Genomic DNA, 24,896 nt, shown 5'->3' on the forward strand with positions numbered 1-24,896 from the left:
TTTCACAACCTCAACGCTCCATCCGAGCTACTGGCTAAAGACCCCGGCAGACAAAATCTGCCGCCAAGCATTTCCGGACCGGTGCGAAAAGACCGGCCGGAAATTTTTTGACTCTCTAATTCCTGTTCGATACCGCCTGAAGCTGCATGTCCGGGATCCGATCAAGAAATTTTCTGTAATTGATCGAGATTTTCAGTCCGGCAAAACGGCCGGCCATGCGGGTGAGTTCCTCGGTGGATTTGTCGAAAGTCAGCCTTACCTCGCTCAAGGCCCGGTCCTCATAGCCTTTTTCGATGTCGTGCGTCTGCAGGCGGAAACGGTAAAGATAGATTTCCTGGTTTTTGTCGTCGTCGATCCGGATGGGTTCGCCCAATTTGGCCACCACGTCCTGTTTTTTCGGCAGAGTGGCCGATATTTTATCGATCAGGTCGGTATTGGCCCGAAGCTGCATTTTATCCTTGTTGATCTCGGCGCCGCCCAACGAACGCAAGGACACTTCCAGAAATTTCGGCGGCGCGATTTCCAGAAACAGCGGCGAAAACGACCAGTCGGTAATCCGGTCGTCCTTGTTGAAGGTCAGATCGGAATAAAATTTGATTTCGGGCTTGACGATCTTGTTGCGCTTGTCGAGCTTGCGGAACCAGTAACGCCAGCGCTTGCCGTCCGCCGTCGGAAATTCCTGGCTGGAATGCAGTCTGGCCAGCGACACGAAATCGTCGCTGTAGAGAATGGGCTCTTTGAAATGCAGGGTGAAATCGTCCTTGACGACGACCTTGAAATAGCGGTCAAACTCGTCCATCTGCAGGTAGGTCTGGTAGGCCCTGATCCAATAGATGCATCCCGTCAGCGAGGCGGCCAACAGCAATAAGGCGAGGCTGCGCAGCGCCTTTTCGGTGATCTTTTTCATTAAACTGCTCGTACCCATTATTGTCCTATTCAATCAGACAGACCGTTAAAAAAATGGTTGCAGAGGCGGCCGGGGCCGACTCGTTTCCGGTGAAATACGCCCTGCCCGGTATTTTAAATCGTCCGGCTATTGTAACGGCTAATCGTTTTTTCCGGCGATTTCTGCAAAGCAGCTTTTTCCTGCCCCGGAAGCGATGGAGGTCTTCAATGTCCTGGCCGATGGTCTAAACTGTTAGGATTACAATCGACAGTGATACACGGTCATGGCTACTTTCCTTATCTCAAAACCGCTCAAATTTTCTTTCGTGTCTTCCCTGCTCGTCATTACGACGGTGATCGCACTGATCGAAGCGGTTTTAATGTTTGCGCTGGACGCCCTGCCGAAATCCGGCATTATCCTGACCTCTTTGCAAGAGACCCTGGCGGATACGGCATTGCTTTCGCTGCTGGCGGCTCCGTTGATATGGTGGCTGTCGTTCCGTCCTCTGGCGCTGAAGGTCAGCGAGCAACAGGCCGGTTACGAGCGGCAGGCGAATGAAAACAAGCAATTGCTCCAGGCGCTGGATATCGGTTCTCTGGTCAGCATCACCGACGTCACCGGCCGCATCGTTTATGTCAATCGGCGGTTCAGCGAAGTGTCGGGCTACAGTGAAAGCGAACTGCTCGGCCAGGATCATCGGCTGATCAATTCCGGTTACCACGATCAGGACTTTTTCCGCACGCTGTGGCGTACCATTGCCGAGGGCCAGCCCTGGGAGGGAGAAATCTGTAATCGGGACAGTCAAGGCGGGCTCTACTGGATCGCGAGCAGCATTGTGCCGTTGCTGGGAGAAGACGGCAAACCCAGGCAGTACATTGCCATCTCTCGCAGCATCACCAAAATTAAAGAAAACGAAAGCCGCCTGCTATCGCTGAAACAGGCGCTGGACGCCAGCAGCGAAATGATTCTCGTCACCGATGCTGCCGGCCGGATACAGTACGTCAATCCGGCATTATGCGATTTTACCGGCTGGAAAAAAGAAAAGCTGGTCGGCAATCTGCCCAGTTTATTGAACAGTCCCGAGGCCGATCGGCAAACTCTGCACGGCATGCAGCAATGCTTGCGGCAAGGCAGAACCTGGAGCGGCCGTTTGCTCAATCGGCGCAAAGGCCCGCCGCCTTTCAACATCGACGGCCAGACGACGCCTCCGGACGCGCGTGATTTCTGGGCCGACATTTGCATCACGCCCATCTGCAACAAGGAAGGCGCCTTGATCGGTTACGTGCAGATTCAGCACGACGTCACCGATCAAGTCCTCAAGGAGCAAGCGCAAATTCTGGAAAATACCGACACCGCGGCGCGTCTTGCCATATCCGAAGCCCTGCAGCAAACGCGGCCGCTGCAACAACGCTTTACCCAGGTACTGGACATCCTGTTCAATTTAAAAGCGTTCGATCTGCAGCGCAAGGGCGGCATCTTTCTCAAGGATCCGGATCACGACGTTCTGGAGATGTATCTCTTGCACGGCAAGTTCAGCGAGGAATTCATCCGGCGCGAACGGCGCATTCCTTACGGCGCCTGTCTGTGCGGACGGGCGGCGCTTGCCCAGGAGCTGATCGTCAGCGACGACTGTTTCTGCGATCCCAGGCACGAGCACCGGTTCGAGGACATGCAGGCGCACGGGCATTACATCGTGCCCATCGTCTCCGCCGGCGCCGTGCTCGGCATTCTGTTCCTTTATACCGATCCTTATCCGGTCAAACTGGAATCGCGCCTGACCATGCTGCGTCAGGTCGGCGACATGCTGGCGCTGGCGTTGTTGCAGGAACAGGCGCGGATGTCGCTGGAGTCGGCGCGTTATGCCGCAGAGCAGGCCGCCAAGGCCAAATCGGAGTTTCTGGCCAACATGAGCCATGAAATCCGCACGCCGATGAACGGCGTTCTGGGCATGCTGGAAATTCTGAAAGACACCGAAATGACGCGCGAACAGGAGGATCTGCTGAAAAGGGCGGCCCATTCCGCCGAATCCCTGTTGACGATCATCAACGACATTCTGGATTTTTCCAAACTGGAATCGGGCAAGTGCGAACTGGAGCGGATCGAATTCGATCTGCCGACTCTGGTGGAAGAAATCTGCGCCTTGATGTCGGTGCGCGCCCATGCCAAGCATCTGGAACTCAACTGTTTTCTGCCGCCCCGGCTGCCGCCTCGCTGGCAGGGCGATCCCAACCGCATCCGGCAGGTGCTGGTGAATCTGATCGGCAACGCGGTCAAATTCACCGAGCACGGCGAAGTCTCGGTTAAAGTCATCGAGCAGGAGGCCATGGGCGGCCATCGCACGCTGCGCTTTGAAGTGAAAGATACCGGCATCGGCATGAGCCCCGAAGAACAATCGCGACTGTTTCAACCGTTCACCCAGGCCGACAGTTCGACCGCCCGGCGTTTCGGCGGCACCGGTCTGGGTTTGTCCATCAGCAAAACCCTGGTCGGCTTGATGGACGGCGCCATCGGCGTGGAAAGCGCCGTGGGACAAGGCACCTGCTTCTGGGTGACGCTGCCTTTGGCGCCTGCCGACGACAGCGCGCCTTTGCCTCTCACCGATCTTTCCGGCAAGCGCGCCCTGATCGTCGACGACAACGAGACCAACCGGAAAATTCTGAATCATTACCTACAGCATTGGGGTATGGAAGTCAGCGAAGCCAGCAATGCGCCCGACGCCTTGATCGAGCTGGAAGTCGCGGCGCGGCGGGGGCAGGCGTACGATGTTTTGCTGTCCGACCTGCACATGCCGAAAGTGGACGGCTATGCGCTGGCTCGAGCGATACTCAACGATCCGCCCATCGCATCGACTCCTCGTTTGCTGCTGTCTTCCGGCGGCATGGGCTCCGAAGAGGAGCGGCTGGCGCTGGGTTTTGCCCAAACCCTGCTGAAACCGGTCCGGCAGACGCAATTATTCGATGCCATCGCCCGAGTCCTGCAGGCGCCCGTGACAACCGCCGAAGCTCCGGGCAAAGTGGCCGAAGAGCTGCCCGACTACAACGACAAACGCATCCTGGTCGTCGAAGACAACAAAGTCAATCAGAAAGTCCTCCTGAACATGCTGGGCAAATTCCGCTGTCGTCCGGATCTGGCCGAGAACGGCCTGGAAGCGCTCGGTAAAATGGCGCAAAAAGCGTACGATCTGGTATTCATGGACTGCCAGATGCCGGTCATGGACGGTTACGAAGCGGTCCGCAGACTGCGCGGCCAGGAATTGACCCGCTCGTCCGCACGCATTCCGGTGATCGCGTTGACCGCTCACGTCTCGGCCGGCGAACGCGAAAAATGCCTGGCCGCCGGCATGGATGATTTCATGAGCAAGCCCATCGGCCGGCCGGAGCTGACCGACGTGCTGGCGCGCTGGCTGAGCGAGCCCGGACCGACGCAAGCGGATAGCGCTACCGGCTCGGCGGAAGCCATGTCCGGCAACGCGCCTGCCGGCTGCTGGGATGAGGCCGCAGCGCTCAAGCGACTGGACGACGATCAGGAACTGCTTGGCGACATGATCGACTTGTTTTTGAACGAAGCGCCTGCCTGTTTAATCGAACTGGAAGAAGCGCTGGCGCGCGGCGATGACGCCGGTCTGGCCGATGTGGCGCACGCACTTAAAGGCATGGCCGGACATTTTTGCGCCGAGCGGCTGCAAAACGAAGCCGCCGCTCTGGAACACAGAGCCCTCCGGGGCGGCAACGGTCTGTCCGAGCTTCGGCAAACGGCCCGGCGGGTGGCGGATGAGGCAAACCGTTTGCTCCGCGCTCTGAGCCAAAAGCAAGGAATACCGCTATGAACACCGAATTCAGTTTTCACGAACTCAAAGCCGCAGACCGTCTGCCTTCGCCTTCAGGACTCGCTCTGGCCATCATGCGCCTGGTGCAAAGGGAGGATGCGACCGTAAAAAAGCTGACCGATCTGGTGAAAGCCGATCCGGCATTGACCGCGCGCATTTTAAGCTTCGCCAATTCCGCTGCGTTTGGCGCCCGGCGCCCGGTAGCGGCCATCCAGGACGCGGTGATCATGATGGGCATGCAGGCGGTGCGCAATTTTGCCTTGGGCCTGTCGATCGTCAGCCGTCAACGTAACGAGCATTGTTCCGGCTTCGATTACGGCGTCTACTGGGCGCAAGCCCTGGCCCTGGCGGTCGCCGTCGCCGCCGTGACCGGCCGGGAACGCACGGTGGCTCCGGAAGAATCGTTCACGCTGGGCTTGTTGTCCGACATCGGCCGGCTGGCCCTGGCTACCGCCTGGTCGGACGCTTACAGCGAGTGTCTTCGCGCGTCTCAAGGCGGCGATTTGATGCAATTGGAGCGGGAGCGTTTTGCGGTCGACCATAACGAACTCACGCTGATTTTGTTGCTCGACTGGGGATTGCCCAGCCTCTTGCTGGATTCGCTCAAACTCAGCTTTGAATCTCCCACAGGGGAAAGTTCGCGCATAGTCCGGTTTGCCCAGCAATTGGCTTTTTCCCGTCGCATAGCGCGTTTCTGCGTGGCCGACGATTCGTATCGGGCCGTCCTGCTTCCGGATTTGCGGCAAGATGCGGTATTGCACGCTCTCGAAGGCGAGTCATTCGACCGGTTTCTCGACGAGATTTGCAAGCAGTGGCAGGAGTGGGGCAAGCTGATCGACATCGAAACGGATGTGCGGATGGTGTTTCCGGTGAGCCGGCACGATCCGTTCGAGGCATTGCCCGGCCTGGAATTGTTACTGGTGGACGACGATCCGATGATGCTGGCGCGGCTGTCGAAACAGTTAGCCTCGGCCGGACATCGGGTGAGCACCTGCCGGGACGGCGAATCGGCGCTGAAACTCATCATCGAAAACAAACCTCAACTGGTGATTACCGACTGGCGGATGAAGCCGATGGACGGCCTGACTCTGTGCAAGACCTTGCGCGGCTCCGATCTCGGCAAAAATCTGTATCTGATCATGCTGACGGCGTCCGAGAGCGAAGATGCGCTGGTGGAGGCCTTCGACGCCGGCATCGACGATTACGTCATCAAACCGGTCAGTCTGAAGGTCCTGCTCGCGCGAGTCCGCGCCGGCCAGCGCATTCTCATGCTGCAACAGGAACTGGAAAAGGAAAAGAAAGACATCGAGCGCTACAGCGCCGAGCTGGCGGTCGTCAACCGCCGCCTGGAATTGATGGCCAATACCGATATTCTCACCGGCCTGCCCAACCGCCGATATGCCCTGAACCGTCTGGAACAGGAATGGGACAGCGCGCAACGCTACGGCCGCCCGCTCAGCGTGTTGATGCTGGACCTGGATTATTTCAAATCGATTAACGACAATTTGGGTCATGACGCCGGCGACGTCGTGCTCGCCCATGCCGCCAATTTGTTGAAAGCCAATGCCCGCACCAGCGACATCGCGTGCCGATTGGGCGGCGAGGAGTTTCTGGTGATTGCTCCCAACACCGACGCCAAAGCCGCCCTGCTTCTGGCCGAGCGCATTCGCAGCTCCATCCAGACCGAACAACCCAAAGATCTGGCCCTGCCCCGGCCGATGACCGTAAGCATCGGCGTAGCCGGCTCGCTGGGCGGCAAACCCAGATGGAACGAGCTGATCAAACTGGCCGACCAGGCTTTATACAAAATCAAGGCGGAGGGCCGCAACGCCGTGAGGCTGGCCTCGCAGTAACAAGGATTCGGGCGTAAATTATTTCCCTGTTTAAGGCATAGGATGCTGCCGAGGATAAAATTTTTGACGGCAGGCTCAAGTCCGTGCACCCGAATCGAAAAGGCTCTCATGCGAGTATGTCCAAGCAAGCCAGCCTCTAACCGGTTTGTTCCGCCTTGGCCAGTGCCTGCCGCAAGGTTTCTTCGATTTTTCTCCGGTCGGTCGTCTCCCATGCGGTATTGAAGAGCGCCCAACCCTCGTCTCCGGGCAGGCGCACCCGGAATAAAGACCAGCTAAAATAGGCGTCTTCCAGAGGGCCGTTCTCGGATCGTTTTATTTTATAGGGTGCGTCCATGATCGAAAACGGAGTCCCGGTCTCCGCGACTTCCCGGAATATTTTTTCCAGTTCGGGCACTTCCGGCCACACCTCCTGCACGGTTTTTCCGATCATTTCCTTCTGCGGCGCGATCCTCTGGTACCGGGGATTGACCAGCAATATTCTCAAGTCCGAAGCCCGCACGATATTGACCGCAACGGGCAGGTGCCTGATCACCGTTTCTAACAGATTGCGCTGAGCCCGGGCCTCTTCCTCGGCCTGCTTGAGCCGGGTAATGTCCTGCATCGCGCCGATCATGCGGACCGGTTTCCCTTCCGCGTCCCGAATCAGGAATCCGCGGTCGAGTACTTCGGCATAGCTGCCGTCGACTTTCCGGAAACGGTACTCGTCCTGCCATAGGTCGCGCAGAGCATCGTCGAGAACGGCCTGGAATTTTGCAGTGACTCCGGGCCGGTCCTCGGGATGCACTTTTTCCAGCCACCAGGCCGCCGTCTGCGGTCCGTCGACCGCGTCGGTCCAGCCGAAGACTTCGATTCCCGACGTACTCCAGTGCTGCGAGTCGTGCACGATGTCCCAGTCCCAGATGACGTCGGAGGTGGCCTGCGAGGCCAGAGTTAACCGTTTTTCGCTTTCACTCAAGGCTTCCGTGGCTTTCTTCCAGTCGTCGACATCGGTATTGCTGCCGAACCATTTGACGATGCGGCCCGCCTCGTCCCTGAGAGGCGTCGCCAGGGTATGGAACCAGCGGTAAACGCCGTCGTGCCGGCGAATCCGGAATTCGACGGCAAAACGGCCGCCCCGTCGAGTGGTCTCCTGCCACTGCTCGACGGTCCGCCGGCGATCGTCGGGATGAAGCTGCTCAAGCCAGCCGTAGCCGAGTTGAAGAGATTCCGGGACGCCGGTATAAGCCAACCATTGCGGACTCAGATAGTCGCACGATCCGTCCGGCAGGCAGGTCCATACCAATTGCGGAAGCGATTCGACCACTTGCCGAAATTTCCGCTCGCTGTTGCGCAATTCTTCCTCGGCCTGCTTGCGCCCGCTAATGTCCTGGGTAATTCCAAAACCGCCCAACATTTCGCCATTTTCGTCAAATTCCAGATAGGCTTTTTCGCGCACCCATTTGATTTGCCCCTCGACGACTATGCGGTGCTCGATGTCGTAGGGCTCGCCCCGGAGGCCTGCCTGCCATTGGGTGTCCACGTAGTCACGATCGTCGGGATGAACGATCTCAAGGAACGCCTCGTAGGTCTGCGGCATACCCTCGGGCACGCCGAAAATACGGTAGTTCTCGTCGGACCAGGTCAGGACGTTGCGCTGGACATCCAATCGCCACCAGCCGATTTTTCCCACTTTTTGAGCACGGTCCAAATCTTCGCGGCTCTGTCGCAGAGCCGTCTCCGCCGCGCGACGCTCGGTCACGTCACGCACGACGGCCTGTAAATGTCCGTCCGGGAGCTTTCGCGCGGTAATTTCGCCAATAAAATCGGTGCCGTCCTTACGCAGGAAGCGCCATTCGCTGCGATGAACTTCGCCGTCTTCGAGTTCCGTAAAATGCGGACCCAGGCGGGCCTGTTCTTCGGGCGGAAGGATATCGATGACGCGCCGCTCAAGGATTTCTTCGCGCGTCAGGCCCAGCATCGCGCAGCCCGTTGGGCTCACGTCGATGTAGCGAGCATCGGCCGACGCAACAAAGATGCCGTCTACGGACTGCTCGAAGAGTAAACGAAATCGTTCTTCGCTCTCCCGCAGGGCCACCTCGGCCTGCTTGCGCCCGGTGATGTCGGTAAAGGTGATGGCCACGCCCGTGGTTTTTTCGTTTCCGGTTCGATAGGGATAAGTCCGGCGTATGAACCACCGTTTTCCCACGCTTTGAATTTCGGCTTCGAGCGGCTGGCCCGTCTTCATGACCGTGCGGGCATCCTCGAGAAAATGAGGATCCCAGAATTTCGGCACCAGTTCTTCTATGAGGCGGCCCGTATCGGAGGACCGCAGAGGAAAAAGCTCGCTGACGGCCGTAGTGAACCATCGGACACGCAGCGCCCGATCCAGAAACAAGGTCATCACCCCGCCGCTACTGAGCACTTTACTTTGCGTTTCCAGCTCCCGGATTGTGACGCGAAGCTGGGCGTTGGCTTCGTTGACCTCTTCATTACTGAGGTTGAGCTGATCGTTGACGGCCCTGAGCTCTTCGTTCAAGACTTGCAGTTCTTCGCGCGAGGCTTTCAGCTCTTCGATCGTGATGCGCAGCGTATTGCTCAAGTCTTCGGAGCCTTTTTCGTCGGCTGCCCTGTCTCCGTTCGGCGAAGCCGGGCCGCGCGCGGGAGCCGAACGCACGAACGACACCAGCAGGCGCTGCGTGCCAAGGTCTTCCCCCCTCTGGAACGGCATCAGCCGGATGCTCAGCGAACCGTCTTTGCTGCCGTGATCCTGCAGATCGTCGATGCTCAGAGGCTGGCCTTGGGTTACAGCCTGTGTTGCCGCGGATCGAAGATCGTCGGTCCAGGCCGTCTGCACCAGATCCAGCAGGTTCAGCGTGGGCTGGCCTTCAGGCAGGCGCAGGAAAGACCCGGTATCGCCGTAGACGCGCAGGATGTTGAATTGCTCATCGATCAGTACGGACGGGAAATCGAATTTTTCCAGCACCGCCCAGGAGGCGCTTTCTCCCGTGGCGGAACTGCCCGATCTGGCAAGTTGCGAGGGTTTGATGCGCTTCGGAAAGGTGATCCGGATATCCGCCGCGGGCCCTGTTTTCCGGTAGATGTGCCAAAGCGGCGAGACGACTTCGAAGCCGCTCTGCTTCGAAGACAGGGATTCGCCGCCGCCGAGGAAAAGATAACCGCCTATTCGCAGCGAGGCATGCAGCAAAGCGAGCACCCGCTGCTGAGCGTAGGGTTCAAGATAGATTAACAGATTCCGGCAGGTGACCAGATCCAGGTTCGAAAAAGGAGGATCGGTGAGCAGGTGTTGCGGCGCGAAAACTATTTTTTTCCGCAGCGTTTTATTTACCCGGAAGGCGCCGTCGACCGCATAAAAGAAGCGTTCCAGGCGTTCGGGCGCAATCGGCTGGACGTCGGCGGAGGAAAACCGGCCGCGGCTTGCGCGCGCGACGATTTCGGGCGATGCGTCGGTGGCAAAGACCTGGAAGTCGACCTGTTTCGTTCTCTGCTCCGTCTGCTCGACCAGCAGCATGGCGAGCGAATACGCCTCTTCGCCGGTGGAACAGGCCGGGGTCCAGGCCCGGAGCAGGCGGTCTTCGGGCTGTTCACGGACTAGCGGCATGATCACGTCGCGCGCCAACACCTCCCAGGCTTTGTCGTCGCGGAAAAAATCGGTGACGTGTATCGGTATGTCCCGGACCAGCGCTTCCAATTCGGCGCGGTCGTCCTGCAGGAGCGCGGCGTAATCGCGAAAATGCTCGATATGCCGGATCGACATGCGTCGCTCGATTTGCCATCGCAGTGGTTTGGGCTTGTAGCCGCTCAAATCGAAACCGGCCTGCCGTCGGATGAGCATCAATATTTCGTCCAGAGGCGGCGCAATGTCTTCTCCTTCTCCGTTGTTTGACGGGAGGCAAGCGGAGGAAGGGGCGGCGCAGCGCAGCAATTCCGAGGCGATGGATTCTACGGGAAGAACATGGCTGACGGCTTCGGTGCCGATCGCGGCACAAGGCATGCCGTCGTACATGGCGGTAGTGGGATCCTGTACCAGGACTTTGCCACCCGCCTGTTTGACGGACAAAACTCCGGCGGCGCCGTCGGTGCCGGTACCGGACAGAACCACGGCAATCGCCTGCCGGCCCCGGTCGGCGGCAAGGCTTTTAAAAAAAGTATCGATCAGGTCGAGATAGACGCGCACCCGGCCGGAAAACGGGCGACAACGCAAGACGCCGTTTTCAATGGTCAGCACCTGGCCCGGTCCTATGAGATAGACGTGATCGCGTTCCACCGTCATGCCGTCGACGGCTTCCAAAACGGGCAATACCGTCGATTTTTCCAGAAGCTCGGCAAGATGGCTGGGATGATCGGGATGTAAATGCTGCACCACGACGAAGGCCAGACCGGTCTTTTCGGGCAGAGTTTTAAACAAGCTGCGCAGTGCGTCGACGCCGCCGGCGGAGGCGCCGATGCCTACCACCGGAAAAGAGGAAGTCTGCGCCCTATCGTTTTCAGTCACGGCCTGTTTTACTCCCAAGACTTACTGCGGGCTTTGATAAAATTTTCTGCATGCGGCCGAATACCGGGGTGAACTCGCTTCGGAAAGCATTGTTTCGGTAACGAGCCTTTCTCGTTCCCGAGGCGGCGCTCGGGCAAAAGGGGCCGGCCTGCCGCAAACTCCTGCCGGATAAGCCAGAGGATAAAGACTTGCGCAAGATGCTCAATAAGTTATCGATTGAATCCGGCATCTTTCATGGAAATTTGGGGGCTTGGCATGGCGTTTGTGCGCGGAAAAATTGAATTTTACATTATGATACTGCGTCAGCAAGAATGTTCAACAAGCTTATTTCCAGGTCTCAATAAAATCACTGGATTAACCCGTGTCGAGCGGCGGAACTGCGTATCGATCCGCCGGTTCGAGACCATTTCAACAGGACACTGCCATGAATTTCGCATCCGATAACTGGGCAGGCGCTCACTCCGCCATCGCGCAACGATTGCTGGAAGCCGCCGCGGGATTTTCAGCGCCTTACGGCACGAGCGAACTGGACCGCAAAATCGAACAACGGTTTAACGAGCTGTTCGAGCGCGAGGTGGCGGTTTATTTCGTCAGCACCGGCACGGCGGCCAATTCGCTGGCGCTGGCCGCCGTCAACCGCCCGGGCGGAGTGGTTTTTTGCCACCGTGAAGCTCATCTGCTGGAAGACGAATGCGGAGCGCCGGAGTTTTTCACGCACGGCGCCCGTCTGGTCCCCGTCGATGGGGACAACGGTAAAATCGATCCCGCCCGTCTCAAAGCCGAAATTGAGCGTTTTCCGCCGGATTTCGTTCATGCCGGGCAACCGATGGCGATTTCCATGACGCAGGCGACCGAAATCGGCACGCTGTACCGGCCCGACGAAATGGCCGCCATTGCCGACCTCGCCGGGACTTACCGTCTGCCCCTGCATATGGACGGCGCGCGTTTCGCCAATGCGCTGGCGGCGTTGCAACTGACTCCGGCCGAGATGACCTGGAAACGGGGCGTCGACGTCGTCTCGTTCGGGGGCACCAAAAACGGTTGTTGGTGCGCCGAAGCGCTGGTCTTCATGAATCCGGAACAGGCTCGTGACCTGCCGTTCATCCGGAAACGGGCCGGCCAGTTGTTTTCCAAAAGCCGGTTTATCGCCTGCCAGTTCGAGGCTTATTTGCAGGATGGACTCTGGCTGGATCTGGCGCGTCATGCCAATGCGATGGCCGAGCGTCTGCGGCAGGGCATCGTGCAGTCCGGGCAAGCCCGGCTGGCATGGCATCCCGAAGCCAATGAAGTGTTTTGCATCGTGGATAAAGCGCATGCGGCCGAGCTTCAGGAAAAAGGTGCCGTTTTTTATCAATGGCATCCTCCCCGCGCCAGGCCGGACCTGTTGAGTCCGGACGAAGCGCTGATTCGCCTGGTGACCAGTTTTGCGACCGAAGCCGGTCAAGTAGACCGGTTTCTTGAGCTTTTGGGCTGAAGTTGGAGTTCCTGAAGGCGGCTGGGATGGGGCACGAGACGCTTTTGGCGGATTATGTGTTTATGAGCGGTTTTCGTAGGCCATCTGTTTTCGAGGCCGGCCAGGATACGCGGTAAGCAAGGGCCGGGCGGATGCCGGGCTAGGCAAAAACTCTTTTCTTGATGGCGAGAGCGTAGTTTTCAAAAGCCCGGCCTTCTGCAAGAAACAATCGGGGGACGACCAGTTCGCACTCCAACAGCCGCAACCGTTTGCCGTCAGGGATGCCGTCTATTCTGGCATAAAGGAAACCGCCGTATTTCTGAAGGAGTCTTGAATGAATGTCCCTTGCCCAGCGAATCTCGCTTGGGGACGCTTCATAATAGGCATTGGTCCCGCCGAAGCATTCATGCGCTATCCAACTGTTCCGGGCTACGGTTTTGCGTACGGCGTGGCTGAATAAATCGTCAATGAAAATAAACGACAGTTCGCCGTGGGTAACGATCTCGGGCATGAACTGTTGAAAACAAACGGTGTGGGATCGGAGCAGCCCTTCCAGCAAGTCCCGAAATTCAACTGCCGATAAAAACGACGGGTTACTTTCCGCTGTCCTTATTTCAATTCCTTTCCAGTTGCGGGAAATCCGATAGGTATTCCAGCTTTTGGAAGAAATGGCGGGCTTCACGACACAGTCATGCCAGCCGGTTCTTTGAAAAACTTCTTCGATCGTCATGTTTTCGCCCCGTTCCGCCCAGAGGGTCGGGATAAGGCCGACGCCATCCTGTTCCAGACCGCGAAGATAGTTGCTTTTGTCCAGGGCGGCTCGAATGACCGGAAGGGAATTCACGATAGATACGGTTCCCAATTGCTCGGCTAAAGCTTCAATCTTGGCCAAAAAATCGGAATCGCAATGATATCCGCGGCATTCGCGGACATTGATCAAGCCGTATTGATCCCAGTGAATATCGCCGCTCCGGTTCAATGAAATCAGGCGGCTTTCCAGTCCATGCACGGCAAGATGATGCGCAATGCCGGAATATTCCGTATGAGGCTGATCTAAAAAAATAAATCCTACCAACGGGTGTTTCAATTGGAACGCTCTCGACCGGTAAACAGGCGACTTGACAGTTGGGAATCCAGGTTCGGCTAACGTATACCCGTTGCTGTTCGGCTGTCAAGACCGTCCTATTCAATGCCGACAAGTAGCCCGTAGATGTCATAAAGCGCCCACACACCCCGGCTCTTGCTGCCCGCTCGTTAGCCTTCGGAAGGCGCTGCTAATCCTCCGGCCTCGCCGTTTTGAAGCGGGCGGAAGCGGCCAGAAGGCCGATGACGAAAAACGCGGTGCCGACCAGAGTGAAACGCAGGTTCGATGCCTGAATGATCAAGTCGTCGGTTGCGTAGAGCATGATGATGACGGCGACCGAGCCCCAGGCAAGAAAACGCAAGGCTGCGCCCGTGACGATATGAGCCGGAGTTTCCGACTCGCTCGCCGGCGTATCCATCCGGTATGCTACAAAGCCGCATATCAGCGCCGGCAGAATGCCCCAGCGCATGTGCTGCAGAAAGCTTTCCAGAAAATCGAATGCTTCCCTGCGGTAGAAGGTTAATTCAAGAACGAGCACCGATACCGTGGTGCTGACGATGAAGCCTACGATCATCATGGACATGTAAAAGCCGTAGTAGCGGTCGGATTGCTCCCGCTGGCGCCGAAACACGAGCGTCCTCGAAATAAAAACGACCGCTATCGGCAGGACATACATCAAAATGGCGTAGCCGATCCAGCGCAGCGTCGTGTAGCTGAAATGCGGCAACGGTTTGTCGGGAAACAGAAAGGCATTGTGCAGCGCCACCGAAATCTCCCGCCCCAGAATGACGCCGGCGGCGGTGGCGGCGGTGAAGATCATCACGTATTTGTAGGTGTGCTTCAGACGGGCTTCGTGAACGTTGCCCCCGAGCTGTTTCACCGTGGCCCAGATCTCGTTCTCGCTGGCGCTGCCAAACACGACCAGCGAGGCGAGTAGACGGCAGAGCAAGCCGGTGAGATGGTCCAGTTCCTTGAGCAGGTTGACCGTCTTGGTATAGTGGGGTTCGGCTTCCTTCCAGACCACCACCTTTTCCGACATCGCGTTATAGGAAATGCAGATCTCCCCCCATTTCAGCGACGGTTCGTTGAAAAAACGGCGAAAGGACGAGTCGTTGGCGTAGTTTTGTATCTGGTCGAACAGCAGGCAGTTGTGCGCCCATTTGTATTCGACCGTGGCGCTGGATTTTTCGAAATCGCCGGGGTCGATGCTCGGCACCAGCAAGCGGCCGGCGATTTGCGCTTTCAACCGGTCGTCGACCGCCGACAACCTGGAGGTAATGAGCGCGTTATACACTTCGATCGCCTTGGTCGGAATGGCGAAAGCGTCGTGAATGCTGTCCCTGAAGATAAGCAAGGGATTGAACTTGCTTTCCCAGGCGATAAAAAAAAGAAACAGTCCGGCGACAATGAGCGGGATGAGTTTGTTTCCGTCCAGTCCGTGCAGAAGATTCACCCATTCTCCGGTGCGAAGCGTGCTCACGATCAGCGTTACCAGCGGCTCCAGCGGCAGCCACTGCCAGGTCAGCAGCCAATAAACGATCGCCATGAACGTGCAGTACGAGGCGATCCCGATCCAGTAGGCGCTTTTACGGCTGAAGTATTGGGGCAGCGTCGGTTCGGCGCCCAGTTGAATCCGGCGTTTTTGAAAGGACCGATAGGCAAGGAAGAAGGCGGCTCCGGTTCCAAGAAATTGCACTGCAAGGTTGATCAAAAATTCGACAGTCATCGAGCCATTGCTCCTTCATAGTTTGATATAGGATTTCGAATTTAAAAAATCGGGTCCCGCCCGATAATAAGCGCAGTCAGACAATTCCGGCCCGTTGGCGGTGCCCAAGGTCCGGGTCGGTATGGGGCGCGGGATCGAATGGCTATTATATCCGTCCGGCGCGTCCAGGTCTCTTGCCGGCATGGGTCGGCGGTAAAATCGAACCGGGCCTGCCTATGAGTTTAGAACCTAAAAAGATCGATTGGCAGTCCGTTTGCCGGTTATTCAATGCGCTGTTTTAATTTTCTCTTTAAATAGACCGGCGAAATCCTGCCGGCGATGCTTGCCGCGCTGTTTGCTTCGGTCGGAGGGGGTATTTTCGGCAATGTGTGATTCCGGTACTCTGTAAGTTGATGAGGACGCACTTTATAACGGCCGGAGAGTCAACATTAAGATAACGAGAGGTAGAAATCATGACCAAATCAATTTATACCTGTTCCATGCATCCCGAAATCCGTCAGGAAAGCCCGGGAAATTGCCCAAAATGCGGGATGACGTTGGAAAGAACGGTGGAGTCGGCCCCGAGCAAGGAATATGTCTGCCCGATGCATCCCGACATTATCCGCAAGGAGCCCGGATTTTGCCCCAAGTGCGGTATGGTTCTGGAGCTCCGCGAGGCGCCGGGAGAAGCAGAGGAAAATTCCGAACTCATCGAGATGAACCGCAGGTTTTGGGTCAGTCTGATACTGTCGCTGCCGGTGTTCATGCTGGCGATGAGCCATGATGGAATGCCGGAATTTTCCGCCCGTTTATTGTCGCCGCGCCAAATGCAATGGGTTGAATTCGTGTTATCCACTCCGGTTGTGTGGTGGGGCGGCTGGCCTTTCTTTCAGCGCGGCTGGACGTCTCTCGTAACCCTCCGCCTGAACATGTTTACCTTGATTGCCCTGGGCATCGGTGTTGCCTGGATTTACAGTGTGCTGGCGGCCTTTTGGCCGCAGATTTTTCCTGCCTCGATGCTCGATCGCAACGGCGTCGTGGCGGTCTACTTTGAAGCGGCAGCCGTGATCACGACCCTGGTTCTTCTCGGCCAGGTTCTGGAGCTGCGCGCAAGAAGCCGGACCAGCGCAGCCATTAAAATGTTGCTGGGATTGGCGCCCAAAACCGCGCGAATTCATCAGGCTGACGGCAGCGAGACGGATATTCCCCTGGAGCAGGTAAAACCCGGCGACGTTTTGCGGGTCCGACCCGGTGAAAAAGTGCCTGTCGACGGCGTCGTGGTCGAAGGTACGAGCTCGATCGATGAGTCGATGGTAACGGGCGAGCCGATGCCGGTCGAAAAAGTGTCCGGCATGCCCGTCATTGGGGCAACGATTAACGGCACGGGCAGTCTGCTGATGCGCGCCGAACGGGTCGGGAGCGAAACCTTGTTGTCCCAAATCGTCCATATGGTCAGCGAGGCTCAGCGCAGCCGTGCGCCCATTCAAAAATTGGCCGATGCGGTCTCCGGTTACTTTGTTCCCGCGGTGGTACTCACCGCCATCATTGCGTTTGCGGTGTGGTGGCAATGGGGGCCTGAACCCAGGCTGGCTCATGCGGTGGTGAATGCGGTAGCCGTATTGATCATCGCTTGCCCTTGCGCTTTGGGGTTGGCGACCCCGATGTCGATCATGGTCGGAACCGGACGCGGCGCGGCCGCGGGGATCCTGATCAAAAATGCCGAAGCCCTGGAAGTAATGGAAAAAATCGATACGTTGGTGATCGATAAAACGGGCACGTTAACCGAAGGAAAACCCAGGCTAGTCAGTGTCGAAACGGCTGACGGCTTCGTCAAAGAGGATGTATTGAGGCATGCCGCCAGTCTGGAGCGGGCCAGCGAGCATCCCTTGGCCGCAGCCATCGTGAAAGGTGCGGAAGAGCTCGGGCTGACGACGATGCCGGTAACGCAATTTCAGTCGCTTACCGGGCGGGGCGTAACCGGGATCGTCGAAGGCCGCCGCGTGGCCCTGGGCAATGCGCAGTTGATGAACGAATCGGGCATAGCCGCAGACGTATTGGCGGACTCGATAGAAACGCAGCGCCGGCAAGGGCAAACGGTGATGATCGTAGCCTTCGACGGCCGGGTAGTCGGACTGCTCGGCGTGGCCGATCCCATCAAAAAAACGACCTTTGAGGCGCTGGCCGAATTGCATAAAGAAAAGATTCAGGTGGTCATGTTGACCGGCGACAATCGCACGACGGCCGGGTTTGTCGCACAAAGCCTCGGAATCGACCAGGTTTATGCCGAAGTTTTGCCGGAGCAAAAGTCCGAAGTCGTAAAAAAGTTACAGGCTGAGAAGAAAACGGTCGCCATGGCGGGCGACGGCATTAACGATGCGCCTGCGTTGGCTGCCGCTCACGTCGGCATCGCCATGGGTACCGGCACCGACATTGCCATGGAAAGCGCCGGCATTACCTTGGTGAAAGGGGACTTGACGGGCATCGTGAAAGCCCGTCATTTAAGCCGGGCGACCTTGAGCAATATCCGTCAGAACCTGTTTTTTGCGTTTATCTATAATGTTTTGGGAATTCCTGTTGTCGCCGGGGTGCTGTATCCGTTCTTTGGCATTCTGTTGTCCCCGATGATTGCCGCGGCAGCGATGAGTTTGAGCTCGGTTTCGGTCATTGCCAATGCGCTGCGATTGAGGCGGGTATCATTATAAAATGGGAGTCAAGTTCACGGTTTGTCAATCACGGCATAAATCACGTTGGCTTCAATAGCGTTAACCGACTCGGCCTCGAGCCGGGATAGATTCGATTCCTTGACGCGTTGCAATTGATCAGGCTCTAATTGATCCAGAGTGCCCCGATAACCGCTGCCCATCGCCAGCGTCCACCAGTCTTCAGGGGTGGATAAGAGGTGAACGGCCTGTTCGTAGGTGATATCTGCCCAGGACAAACCCGCTCCTGCCAGCATGGCGCCGAGTTCTTCCGGATTGGAAATGCGATCCCAGGGATTGAAGCCTTGGTATAATTCGGGACGTTCGGCTCGAACCGCTTGCCAGAAGTGGCTACTGGCCGGCTCGAACAGATTCTCTCCCCAGGTGGTAATGGCCAGGCGTCCTCCGGGCCGAACATTCCGCCATAATTCCCTGACCGCCGCTTCCATGTCGGGCACGAAGAAGATGCCGAAAACGCAGACGACCGCATCGAAAGCGGCATCGGGATAACCCAGAGAGAGCATGTCGCCCGCCCGGAATTCCAGGTTCCTTATATTTTTCGCTTCGGCTTTGGATTTTGCCTCGGCCAGCAACTTATCCGCCAGATCGACGGCAACCACTTTTCCTTGAGGTCCCACCTTGATCGCCGCCGGCAAGGCCGAGGCTCCCGTCCCGGAGCATACGTCCAGCACATGTTCTCCGGGAACAAGATTCAACCGCGCCACCGTACTGCTGCCGAAGCGGTTCCAGAAGGAATTGGCCGGATGGTCGAACAAATCGGCCGCCGCGTTGTAAGCATGAGTCGTTTGGGTCTTGGCTTCTTCGAAGGTATTCATTGAAATTCTCTGTCTTGGCAGCTCGATTTTTTTGCTTGTAAAATCTTGCATGTTTCATTATTTGAATGTCAAGAGCATAATAAAGAGAAAATATTGATCGGAGATTCGGTTATGTATTGTCCGGGTAAGGGATTCGTTCTGGTTAAACCGGATGTATGGCATGGTCTGAAATCGATTGGAGTACTGATCGCAAGATGATGCCATAGAGCCTTTTAATGCTGAAAAACTGATAACCACAACCCTGTGAGGAGACTGCAATGATGATCGTTCGTACAACAGTCCTGTTACTTTTAGTATCTTCTGCAACCATACCCTCATACGCTGAGGCACAAGGGCTGGAAGCGGAAATTCAAGCGCTCAAAACTTACTGTAAGGCTGACATTGAGAGGCTATGTCCTAATGTGGAGCCGGGCGGCGGTCGGATCAAGGCCTGTTTAAAGGCGCAAATGGATGGAGTAACGGTGGGTTGCGCTAAGGCTTTAAAGGAATTAAAGGAAATGAAGCAATCCAAATAACCTGAGTTCGAGGGCTAGCCATTAAACCGATTGACGCTGATCAATAAAAGGGTGGGGTTGTCTTCATCGAGGCCATAAGCGACGATGCCGGCCATCAGGTTAACCAGGAAGTTGGCAACGGAGCGGTGGCGGGCGTGTTCGATTCGGCCAAGTTTTTCAATGGGCCGAAGACCGTTTCGAGCAATATACGGCGGCGCAGGATGGCTTTCTCGAAACCGGTGCGGGGGCACGGATTTCCTATTTTTCCTAAGCGGCGTCGTGAGGTGGATAGCTTGTTCGGCCAAAGCCGAAGAAGCTTTCAAAGGGCTCAAACATCGGCTTTATCCGGAACAATTCACCGGCGGATTCCCCGAACCGCCCCGTCGAATATCCGCGCCAAAATTTTTCCCGTCCATCGGGCCGAAACCCTGGCGCCGAAGCAAAAACCGCACGCTATTTTCCTGCGCCAGCTACACCCTTCGGTCACTGAACGCCGGGTTCATCCAATGCCTGCCGCACGGTCCATTTCATTCCGGCAAGCAAATCGCATTAAAAATCTGGGCGGCATTATTGTTCAAGGTTTGCGACAGCATGGATCACTTGAAATCACGCAGGCGCCGGCTACGATATGATTCTCAGAGTGGTATAGTGGATATGCTCCCCTTTTTTCCAATGTACCGTCTGACTGAAAATTAAGTTTTACGGCTTTTCAACCGTTAAATTGTAAGTGATATTTTGCGACTGGCCTGCAGTGAACTGCAAAGCATGTTGGCCCTGTTGAAGAGGCGGCAACATGACCCAATAGCCGTCAGAAACTATTGGATAGCCGTTGAGATCGCTGGAATCAGCCCCGAAGACGTTGTCCGTTGGGAACGTCGCGGTGAAAACAGGCGATTGACTCCTGATTATCGGGGTGCTGCTATTAAATATGATCGGTTGCCCATCTAAAGTGGCAGAAACATTATCAGTGAGCACTTGAGCCATCGCATTCTCACGATACACTGTTTCGGTATTATTCGGATCGTCCCATAGAGAATTAATCCATACACCGTTGGAAATCGGGAAAAAGACGTACTTACTTTTGGGAACAGTACAATTCCTGATAATCGGGTCGGCTGCCCCGCCCCAAACCCCCGCTAAAAACCAAACCTGTCCCTTCTGGCCCACGTTACAATTAGCCCCCGTTTGATCAAGCATCAGATTTGATGCTGTCGTGATTGCCAATGACCATTGCCACCATTTTACTGACCATTCACCTATGGTTTTACCTAACACCTTGGGCTTGCCCCCCGCAAAGCTTACCGATGGGGCCGCTATTCCAGCGGTTATCAGGCTGATGTAAAGTGCCCATACCATAACTTTGGATGATTTTTTAAACATAGCTGTTCCCTTTCTAATAATTATTTGAAAATGCATAATTCGCAATGATCGATAACGCCGCTATTTTTGCGAAAACTTGTTTTGGGCATCCCAGCCCTCGGCAATCGCTCCTGCGTTGCTAAGCCACAGGGATGTGGCGAATGCAGAAAACGCACGGAGCGGTTTTCTGCCTATCTCCTGCATAAGCCACATGGATGTGGTGGATGCAGAGATTGCACGACTGCATGGATGCAGGAAATAGGAAAACGCAAGGAGCGGTTGTCGAGGAGCAAATCTCTGCCGGGGCAGTCGTGGATCTCGGCAACCCCCGGCGAGATGACGGCTTAACTTAACGGCATTGGGACAGATTGGAGGACTCGCAGGCAAGCCGAAAGGTAAAGATCTTGGCCGCATGACTTAGAATCGATTGCCGAGGATATGCCGAAAATCAAAAGATTGTGGTTAGTCAGGCTAAAGAGGGTGATGCTCGGATGGCAAAAGTCTTAATTGATCGGACATGTCCGTCGCTAAAATCCCAAGCTTTGTCCCTATCCTTGCCGGTTAATGGTTCCCTGGTGGGACAGGGCAGCGAGATTATCAAGACCATCCTGCCGGACAGATACCGCCGGACACGACAGTCTGTTAATCAAGGTATTGGCGAACGATAAATTGATTGAGCTACGAGAGCTAACTGAAAAATAAACAAGAATATGGTGGGGGGTCAGGGACTCGAACCCTGGACCTATGGATTAAGAGTCCTATTATAATATGTTTTATCCAGTTTAACGTCCTTTTACAAACCTATACAAAACAATACATTAAGCCTATAATTCCCTTAACGGTGCTACGCTGAATTTAGCGAAATTTAACCGAAAGCGTAGCACCGGCGTAGCACCGAGATAAAAACGTAGCACCGAGGGCATTATATGGAAACCCATTTCAGCTTTACCAAACCACTTCTTGAAAATTTGCCGGCGCTGGCGCCTGGCGAACGCGTCATCTATCACGACACACACAAAAACGCCGCCGGGCTCCAACTTCGCGCCACCACCACGGCTAAAACTTTCTTTGTGCAAAAGAGAGTAAACGGCGCCCCGCAGCGCGTCACCCTGGGGCGATTTCCTGACATGACCATAGAGCAAGCCCGCAAACAAGCGGCGGTGGCCGCGGCCAGTATTGCCAATGGTGCGAACCCACGCGCCGAAAAGAAACGCCGCAAACTCGAATCCAAGACGCTGCGTGAGGTCATGGCCGATTATCTGGAGGCCCGAAAAAATCTCAAGCCCCTTACCAAGGCCGATATTGAAAAATCTTTAAATGAAGTGTGTCCGGAATGGATGGACAAACCATTAACCAGAATCACACCGGATGCGGTAAAGAAACGTCATCAAGACCACGGCGAACAACGCAGCCAAGCCCGCGCTAACCTTGCCATGCGTTATTTGCGGGCGCTGTTCAATTTTGCCGCCGCCGAATATCAGGACGACTCAGGAAAGCCCTTAATCGACATTAACCCGGTCAAAAAGCTTTCGCAGATCAAAGCCTGGTATCGCGTGGACAGGCGGCAAACGGTTATTAAATCTCATGAGCTGGGGGCATGGGTTAATGCCGTCCTGGACTTGCCCGGGCCGGATATCCGCGATTATTTTTTGACCGTGCTGCTCACCGGCATGAGACGGACCGAGGCGCTTGAGTTGATGTGGCGCGATGTGGATATGACCGCTCAAACATTCACCGTGCGCGACCCGAAGAACCGGCAGGACCACACCTTGCCGATGTCGGACTATTTACTTGAGCTGTTCGCCCGGCGAAAAGCGGCGGCGGCTTCCGATTTTGTGTTTGCCGATGCCAAAGGGCGGCGCATATCCAACTTTAGACGCGCTCAGGCGGCAGTCACCAAAGCCACCGGCATAAGCTTCTGTATTCATGACTTACGGCGCACCTTTGCCACTGTTGCCGAATCGCTGGATATTCCAGCCTATGCACTCAAGCGGCTCCTTAACCATGCCAACGGCGCGGACGTGACCGCCGGTTACATCGTGGCGAATGTCGAGAGACTACGCGACCCCATGCAAAAAATAACCGACTACGTTTTAAAGGCGGCTGGAGTGAAAGAGACGGCGGAAGTTATTCCGCTGCGTAAGATGGGTTAAGTAGCAAGTGTTATGACAGATAATAAACCAAAGCGTGGCAAATCGCGGAATCGTCAAAAGCCAATTACAGTTCAAATTTCTCCTGAAAAAACTCTGACAATCGACGAGCTAAGGGAGCTTTGCGCGTTGAATCCGTGGCGGAGCAATTTACAAACATTCGACGATGTATTAATGCTTTGTGAAGCGGTGCCTTGGGAATATCGGCGTTTTGCTGGCGAGGCAGTGCCCGATATTTGGGAAATTATTCATCGTTTCGACATCGATAATAAGCAGCTATACCGTGTAATGCATGGAGAGTGGGGACATATCCAGTGGGATGGAGGGCCGCCCCGACCAAAATCTGAGCAAAGCGATTTAGAGAAAAGAGCGGCGGCGGAAGTAACGCAAATAGTCTGCAATTTGGAAAGCTCTAAAAATTTCCTGGAATTTAGAGAATATATAAATGCTAACCCTGTAAGCGCCGAAGCTGTTATTCATATGCTTTATTTTTATCAAAACCAATGCGCAAGTGAGAAAGATAGATTAGGGAATAGAAAAGAAAAAGATCGGGAAATTGTTCAAGAATTTTGGGATAAATGGCAAATCGACAAATCCTTATATGAAGGTGTGACTGCGTTTGATAACGCTATGATGGACAAAACCCTTATTAGCCGCAGCTCAATGTTAGATTGGAGAAAAATATTGGAAAGCGGGAAAAGGCTAGTTTAAGAAATCCGATACACCTAACCGGCTAAGTAGGCCAACCTAACCGGCTAGGCTGGCTGACAAGCCGGGACAATTCATCAACAATATCCGCGCTTAATTAACTTAACCACAGGCGGATATTATGAAACCTACGACACTCGCGCAAAACGCGCAACCCTTAGACCTTTCTACCCTTCCGGCGACATTTCTATTAGATGATATACAGGCGGCGAAAATCTTAGATGTTACATCGGGGACGCTGTGCGTTTGGCGTTCCACTGGCCGCTATAACCTTCCCTATGTCAAGGTAGGACGCAAAGTCCGATATCGCGCCGGAGATTTACGGGAATTTCTCGAGGATCGGACGCGGACGCATACCGGACAATAAAAAACCCCGAACCTACCACCATAGGCCGGGGTTTTGCATGTCCATATTGCCAAATCACGATGTGATTTTATCACATTGGCGGCGATGGATGCACCCGGCGGAGAACGCCGATGATCGAAAAATTAATCACGCGCCTTGATGGCGTCAAACGAACCGGCAAGGGTCAGTATACCGCCCGATGCCCCGCCCATAATGACAAATTACCTTCGCTCACAGTAACCGAAAGAGACGGGAAAGTATTGTTTCACTGTTTTGCCGGATGTGCTCCGGCTGACGTACTCGCCGCGGTCGGCCTGGAGTTCAGCGACCTTTACCCGGAGCGGCCTACCTACAACAAAGGCAGCCGCCGAACGGCGGCATTCAATCCCTATGATGTTCTGAAATGCCTGGCGCGTGAGGCTGGAATCGTGGCCCTTGCGGCGCGGCAAATTGTCCATAAAGCCCCATTGTCGGAAACCGACGCCGAGCGCGTGGAACTGGCTTACAACCGTTTACGCGATGCGTCCGAATTCATGGGGGTGCGGCTATGAGCGATTCAGTCTCAAGTATCGAAGAATTGCTTAATCAGACACAGTGGGCGGGCGAAAGGGGCGAATCGGGCGAAAACCCAGCAACGGCGCGGGTTTCAGGCGGGCGAAAAAAGGGCGAATCGGGGCGAAAACTGGGCGAATTCGCCTACCAATCGCCTGAATACCCGGCTGACGCGCTGGGGCCGCTGGCCGATTTGTGTAAAGTGATTACCCTGAACGCCCAGCTCAACCCGGCAACCGTGGGGCAGTCCATCCTGTCGGCGGCATCATTGGCCGCTCAAGGGAACTGCGAAGTGGAGACCTTGTCAGGCCATAAGCCGCTTTCGATTTACGCCCTGTCGATTGCCGAATCCGGCGACGGCAAGTCAACCGTCGAAAGCATCGTGTTGTGCGGTATTAAGCAGTACGAAAAAGAAATGCACGGCGCAATCCAAGCCCGAAAAGCCGAGCAAGC

The 24,896-nt window shown here is 55.7% G+C and carries 16 protein-coding genes and 1 pseudogene (1 of these 17 only partly in view); 10 read left to right on the forward strand and 7 right to left on the reverse strand.

All coding sequences use genetic code 11. The annotated features are described in order from the left end of the window. Positions 1-115: 115 nt before the first annotated feature. Entirely contained in the window at positions 116-907 is a 792-nt protein-coding gene (locus A3OW_RS0116730; protein WP_020564600.1) for a hypothetical protein, read from the reverse strand. A 262-nt stretch (positions 908-1,169) separates the two neighbouring features. On the opposite strand from A3OW_RS0116730, the gene A3OW_RS0116735 reads away from it, so the two are divergent. Then, positions 1,170-4,712 (forward strand): response regulator, encoded by a 3,543-nt coding sequence (locus A3OW_RS0116735; RefSeq protein WP_020564601.1) that lies wholly within the window; start codon positions 1,170-1,172, stop codon positions 4,710-4,712. Continuing rightward, the gene (locus tag A3OW_RS0116740) at positions 4,709-6,565 is read left to right on the forward strand and encodes a diguanylate cyclase (protein WP_020564602.1); all 1,857 of its coding nucleotides are present in this window, start codon (positions 4,709-4,711) and stop codon (positions 6,563-6,565) included. The genes A3OW_RS0116735 and A3OW_RS0116740 overlap by 4 nt, the downstream gene beginning before the upstream one ends. Positions 6,566-6,701: 136 nt before the next feature. Here A3OW_RS0116740 and A3OW_RS26595 read toward each other — a convergent pair whose 3' ends face one another. Then, positions 6,702-11,057, reverse strand: coding sequence for a PAS domain S-box protein (locus A3OW_RS26595; protein ID WP_198291332.1), 4,356 nt, complete (start codon positions 11,055-11,057; stop codon positions 6,702-6,704). Positions 11,058-11,481: 424 nt separating this feature from the next. On the opposite strand from A3OW_RS26595, the gene A3OW_RS0116750 reads away from it, so the two are divergent. Next, positions 11,482-12,531, forward strand: coding sequence for a threonine aldolase family protein (locus tag A3OW_RS0116750; protein WP_020564604.1), 1,050 nt, complete (start codon positions 11,482-11,484; stop codon positions 12,529-12,531). Positions 12,532-12,670: 139 nt separating this feature from the next. On the opposite strand, the gene A3OW_RS0116755 is transcribed toward A3OW_RS0116750, so the two are convergent. Then, entirely contained in the window at positions 12,671-13,597 is a 927-nt protein-coding gene (locus A3OW_RS0116755; RefSeq protein WP_020564605.1) for an ATP-grasp domain-containing protein, read from the reverse strand. A gap of 187 nt (positions 13,598-13,784) precedes the next feature. Further along, positions 13,785-15,320: a hypothetical protein gene (locus A3OW_RS0116760; RefSeq protein ID WP_020564606.1), complete on the reverse strand. Its 1,536-nt coding sequence runs from the start codon at positions 15,318-15,320 to the stop codon at positions 13,785-13,787. 452 nt (positions 15,321-15,772) lie between these two features. On the opposite strand from A3OW_RS0116760, the gene A3OW_RS0116775 reads away from it, so the two are divergent. Beyond that, positions 15,773-18,001 carry a copper-transporting P-type ATPase gene (locus A3OW_RS0116775; RefSeq protein WP_020564609.1) on the forward strand — a complete coding sequence of 743 codons (2,229 nt, stop codon included), beginning with the start codon at positions 15,773-15,775 and terminating at the stop codon, positions 17,999-18,001. Positions 18,002-18,015: 14 nt separating this feature from the next. Here the strand turns inward: A3OW_RS0116775 and A3OW_RS0116780 are convergent, their stop codons facing one another. Continuing rightward, a complete protein-coding gene (locus A3OW_RS0116780; RefSeq protein ID WP_020564610.1) occupies positions 18,016-18,834 on the reverse strand; it encodes a class I SAM-dependent methyltransferase in 819 nt (272 codons plus the stop codon). 257 nt (positions 18,835-19,091) lie between these two features. On the opposite strand from A3OW_RS0116780, the gene A3OW_RS0116785 reads away from it, so the two are divergent. Beyond that, on the forward strand, positions 19,092-19,349 hold the full coding sequence (locus A3OW_RS0116785) for a cysteine rich repeat-containing protein (protein ID WP_020564611.1): 258 nt from the start codon (positions 19,092-19,094) through the stop codon (positions 19,347-19,349). Between the two features lie 14 nt (positions 19,350-19,363). Here A3OW_RS0116785 and A3OW_RS25330 read toward each other — a convergent pair. Together A3OW_RS25330 and A3OW_RS0116800 are read right to left on the reverse strand one after the other, a co-directional pair. Then, positions 19,364-19,642, reverse strand: a pseudogene (locus A3OW_RS25330) (transposase); the annotation flags it as partial. Positions 19,643-20,027: 385 nt separating this feature from the next. Beyond that, positions 20,028-20,708, reverse strand: a complete 681-nt coding sequence (locus A3OW_RS0116800) for a hypothetical protein (protein WP_157385929.1) — start codon at positions 20,706-20,708, stop codon at positions 20,028-20,030. Between the two features lie 905 nt (positions 20,709-21,613). On the opposite strand from A3OW_RS0116800, the gene A3OW_RS0116805 reads away from it, so the two are divergent. From A3OW_RS0116805 to A3OW_RS0116820, 5 genes are all read left to right on the forward strand, one after another. Continuing rightward, positions 21,614-22,840 carry a tyrosine-type recombinase/integrase gene (locus A3OW_RS0116805; protein ID WP_020564614.1) on the forward strand — a complete coding sequence of 409 codons (1,227 nt, stop codon included), beginning with the start codon at positions 21,614-21,616 and terminating at the stop codon, positions 22,838-22,840. A gap of 12 nt (positions 22,841-22,852) precedes the next feature. Further along, positions 22,853-23,548 carry a hypothetical protein gene (locus A3OW_RS25335; RefSeq protein ID WP_020564615.1) on the forward strand — a complete coding sequence of 232 codons (696 nt, stop codon included), beginning with the start codon at positions 22,853-22,855 and terminating at the stop codon, positions 23,546-23,548. 118 nt (positions 23,549-23,666) lie between these two features. Beyond that, positions 23,667-23,912 carry a helix-turn-helix domain-containing protein gene (locus A3OW_RS27305; RefSeq protein ID WP_083918237.1) on the forward strand — a complete coding sequence of 82 codons (246 nt, stop codon included), beginning with the start codon at positions 23,667-23,669 and terminating at the stop codon, positions 23,910-23,912. A 110-nt stretch (positions 23,913-24,022) separates the two neighbouring features. Next, a complete protein-coding gene (locus tag A3OW_RS0116815; RefSeq protein WP_020564616.1) occupies positions 24,023-24,442 on the forward strand; it encodes a CHC2 zinc finger domain-containing protein in 420 nt (139 codons plus the stop codon). Further along, positions 24,439-24,896 carry the beginning of a DUF3987 domain-containing protein gene (locus A3OW_RS0116820; protein WP_020564617.1) on the forward strand. Its footprint extends 1,009 nt past the window's final position, so 458 of the gene's 1,467 nt are visible here — the first part of the coding sequence; the start codon lies at positions 24,439-24,441; its stop codon lies beyond the right edge, outside the window. The genes A3OW_RS0116815 and A3OW_RS0116820 overlap by 4 nt, the downstream gene beginning before the upstream one ends.

The sequence above is a fragment of the Methylosarcina fibrata AML-C10 genome (assembly GCF_000372865.1).
In the GTDB taxonomy this organism is placed as follows: domain Bacteria; phylum Pseudomonadota; class Gammaproteobacteria; order Methylococcales; family Methylomonadaceae; genus Methylosarcina; species Methylosarcina fibrata.

What these genes read in the sequence shown, in the direction of transcription:
- A3OW_RS25335 (WP_020564615.1), top strand. Translation starts at nt 22,853, where the DNA reads ATGACAGATAATAAACCAAAGCGTGGCAAATCGCGGAATCGTCAAAAG.
- A3OW_RS0116805 (WP_020564614.1), top strand. Translation starts at nt 21,614, where the DNA reads ATGGAAACCCATTTCAGCTTTACCAAACCACTTCTTGAAAATTTGCCG.
- A3OW_RS0116785 (WP_020564611.1), top strand. Translation starts at nt 19,092, where the DNA reads ATGATGATCGTTCGTACAACAGTCCTGTTACTTTTAGTATCTTCTGCA.
- A3OW_RS0116735 (WP_020564601.1), top strand. Translation starts at nt 1,170, where the DNA reads ATGGCTACTTTCCTTATCTCAAAACCGCTCAAATTTTCTTTCGTGTCT.
- A3OW_RS0116760 (WP_020564606.1), bottom strand. Translation starts at nt 15,320, where the DNA reads ATGACTGTCGAATTTTTGATCAACCTTGCAGTGCAATTTCTTGGAACC.
- A3OW_RS0116730 (WP_020564600.1), bottom strand. Translation starts at nt 907, where the DNA reads ATGAAAAAGATCACCGAAAAGGCGCTGCGCAGCCTCGCCTTATTGCTG.
- A3OW_RS0116740 (WP_020564602.1), top strand. Translation starts at nt 4,709, where the DNA reads ATGAACACCGAATTCAGTTTTCACGAACTCAAAGCCGCAGACCGTCTG.
- A3OW_RS0116780 (WP_020564610.1), bottom strand. Translation starts at nt 18,834, where the DNA reads ATGAATACCTTCGAAGAAGCCAAGACCCAAACGACTCATGCTTACAAC.
- A3OW_RS0116800 (WP_157385929.1), bottom strand. Translation starts at nt 20,708, where the DNA reads ATGTTTAAAAAATCATCCAAAGTTATGGTATGGGCACTTTACATCAGC.
- A3OW_RS27305 (WP_083918237.1), top strand. Translation starts at nt 23,667, where the DNA reads ATGAAACCTACGACACTCGCGCAAAACGCGCAACCCTTAGACCTTTCT.
- A3OW_RS0116815 (WP_020564616.1), top strand. Translation starts at nt 24,023, where the DNA reads ATGATCGAAAAATTAATCACGCGCCTTGATGGCGTCAAACGAACCGGC.
- A3OW_RS0116775 (WP_020564609.1), top strand. Translation starts at nt 15,773, where the DNA reads ATGACCAAATCAATTTATACCTGTTCCATGCATCCCGAAATCCGTCAG.
- A3OW_RS0116750 (WP_020564604.1), top strand. Translation starts at nt 11,482, where the DNA reads ATGAATTTCGCATCCGATAACTGGGCAGGCGCTCACTCCGCCATCGCG.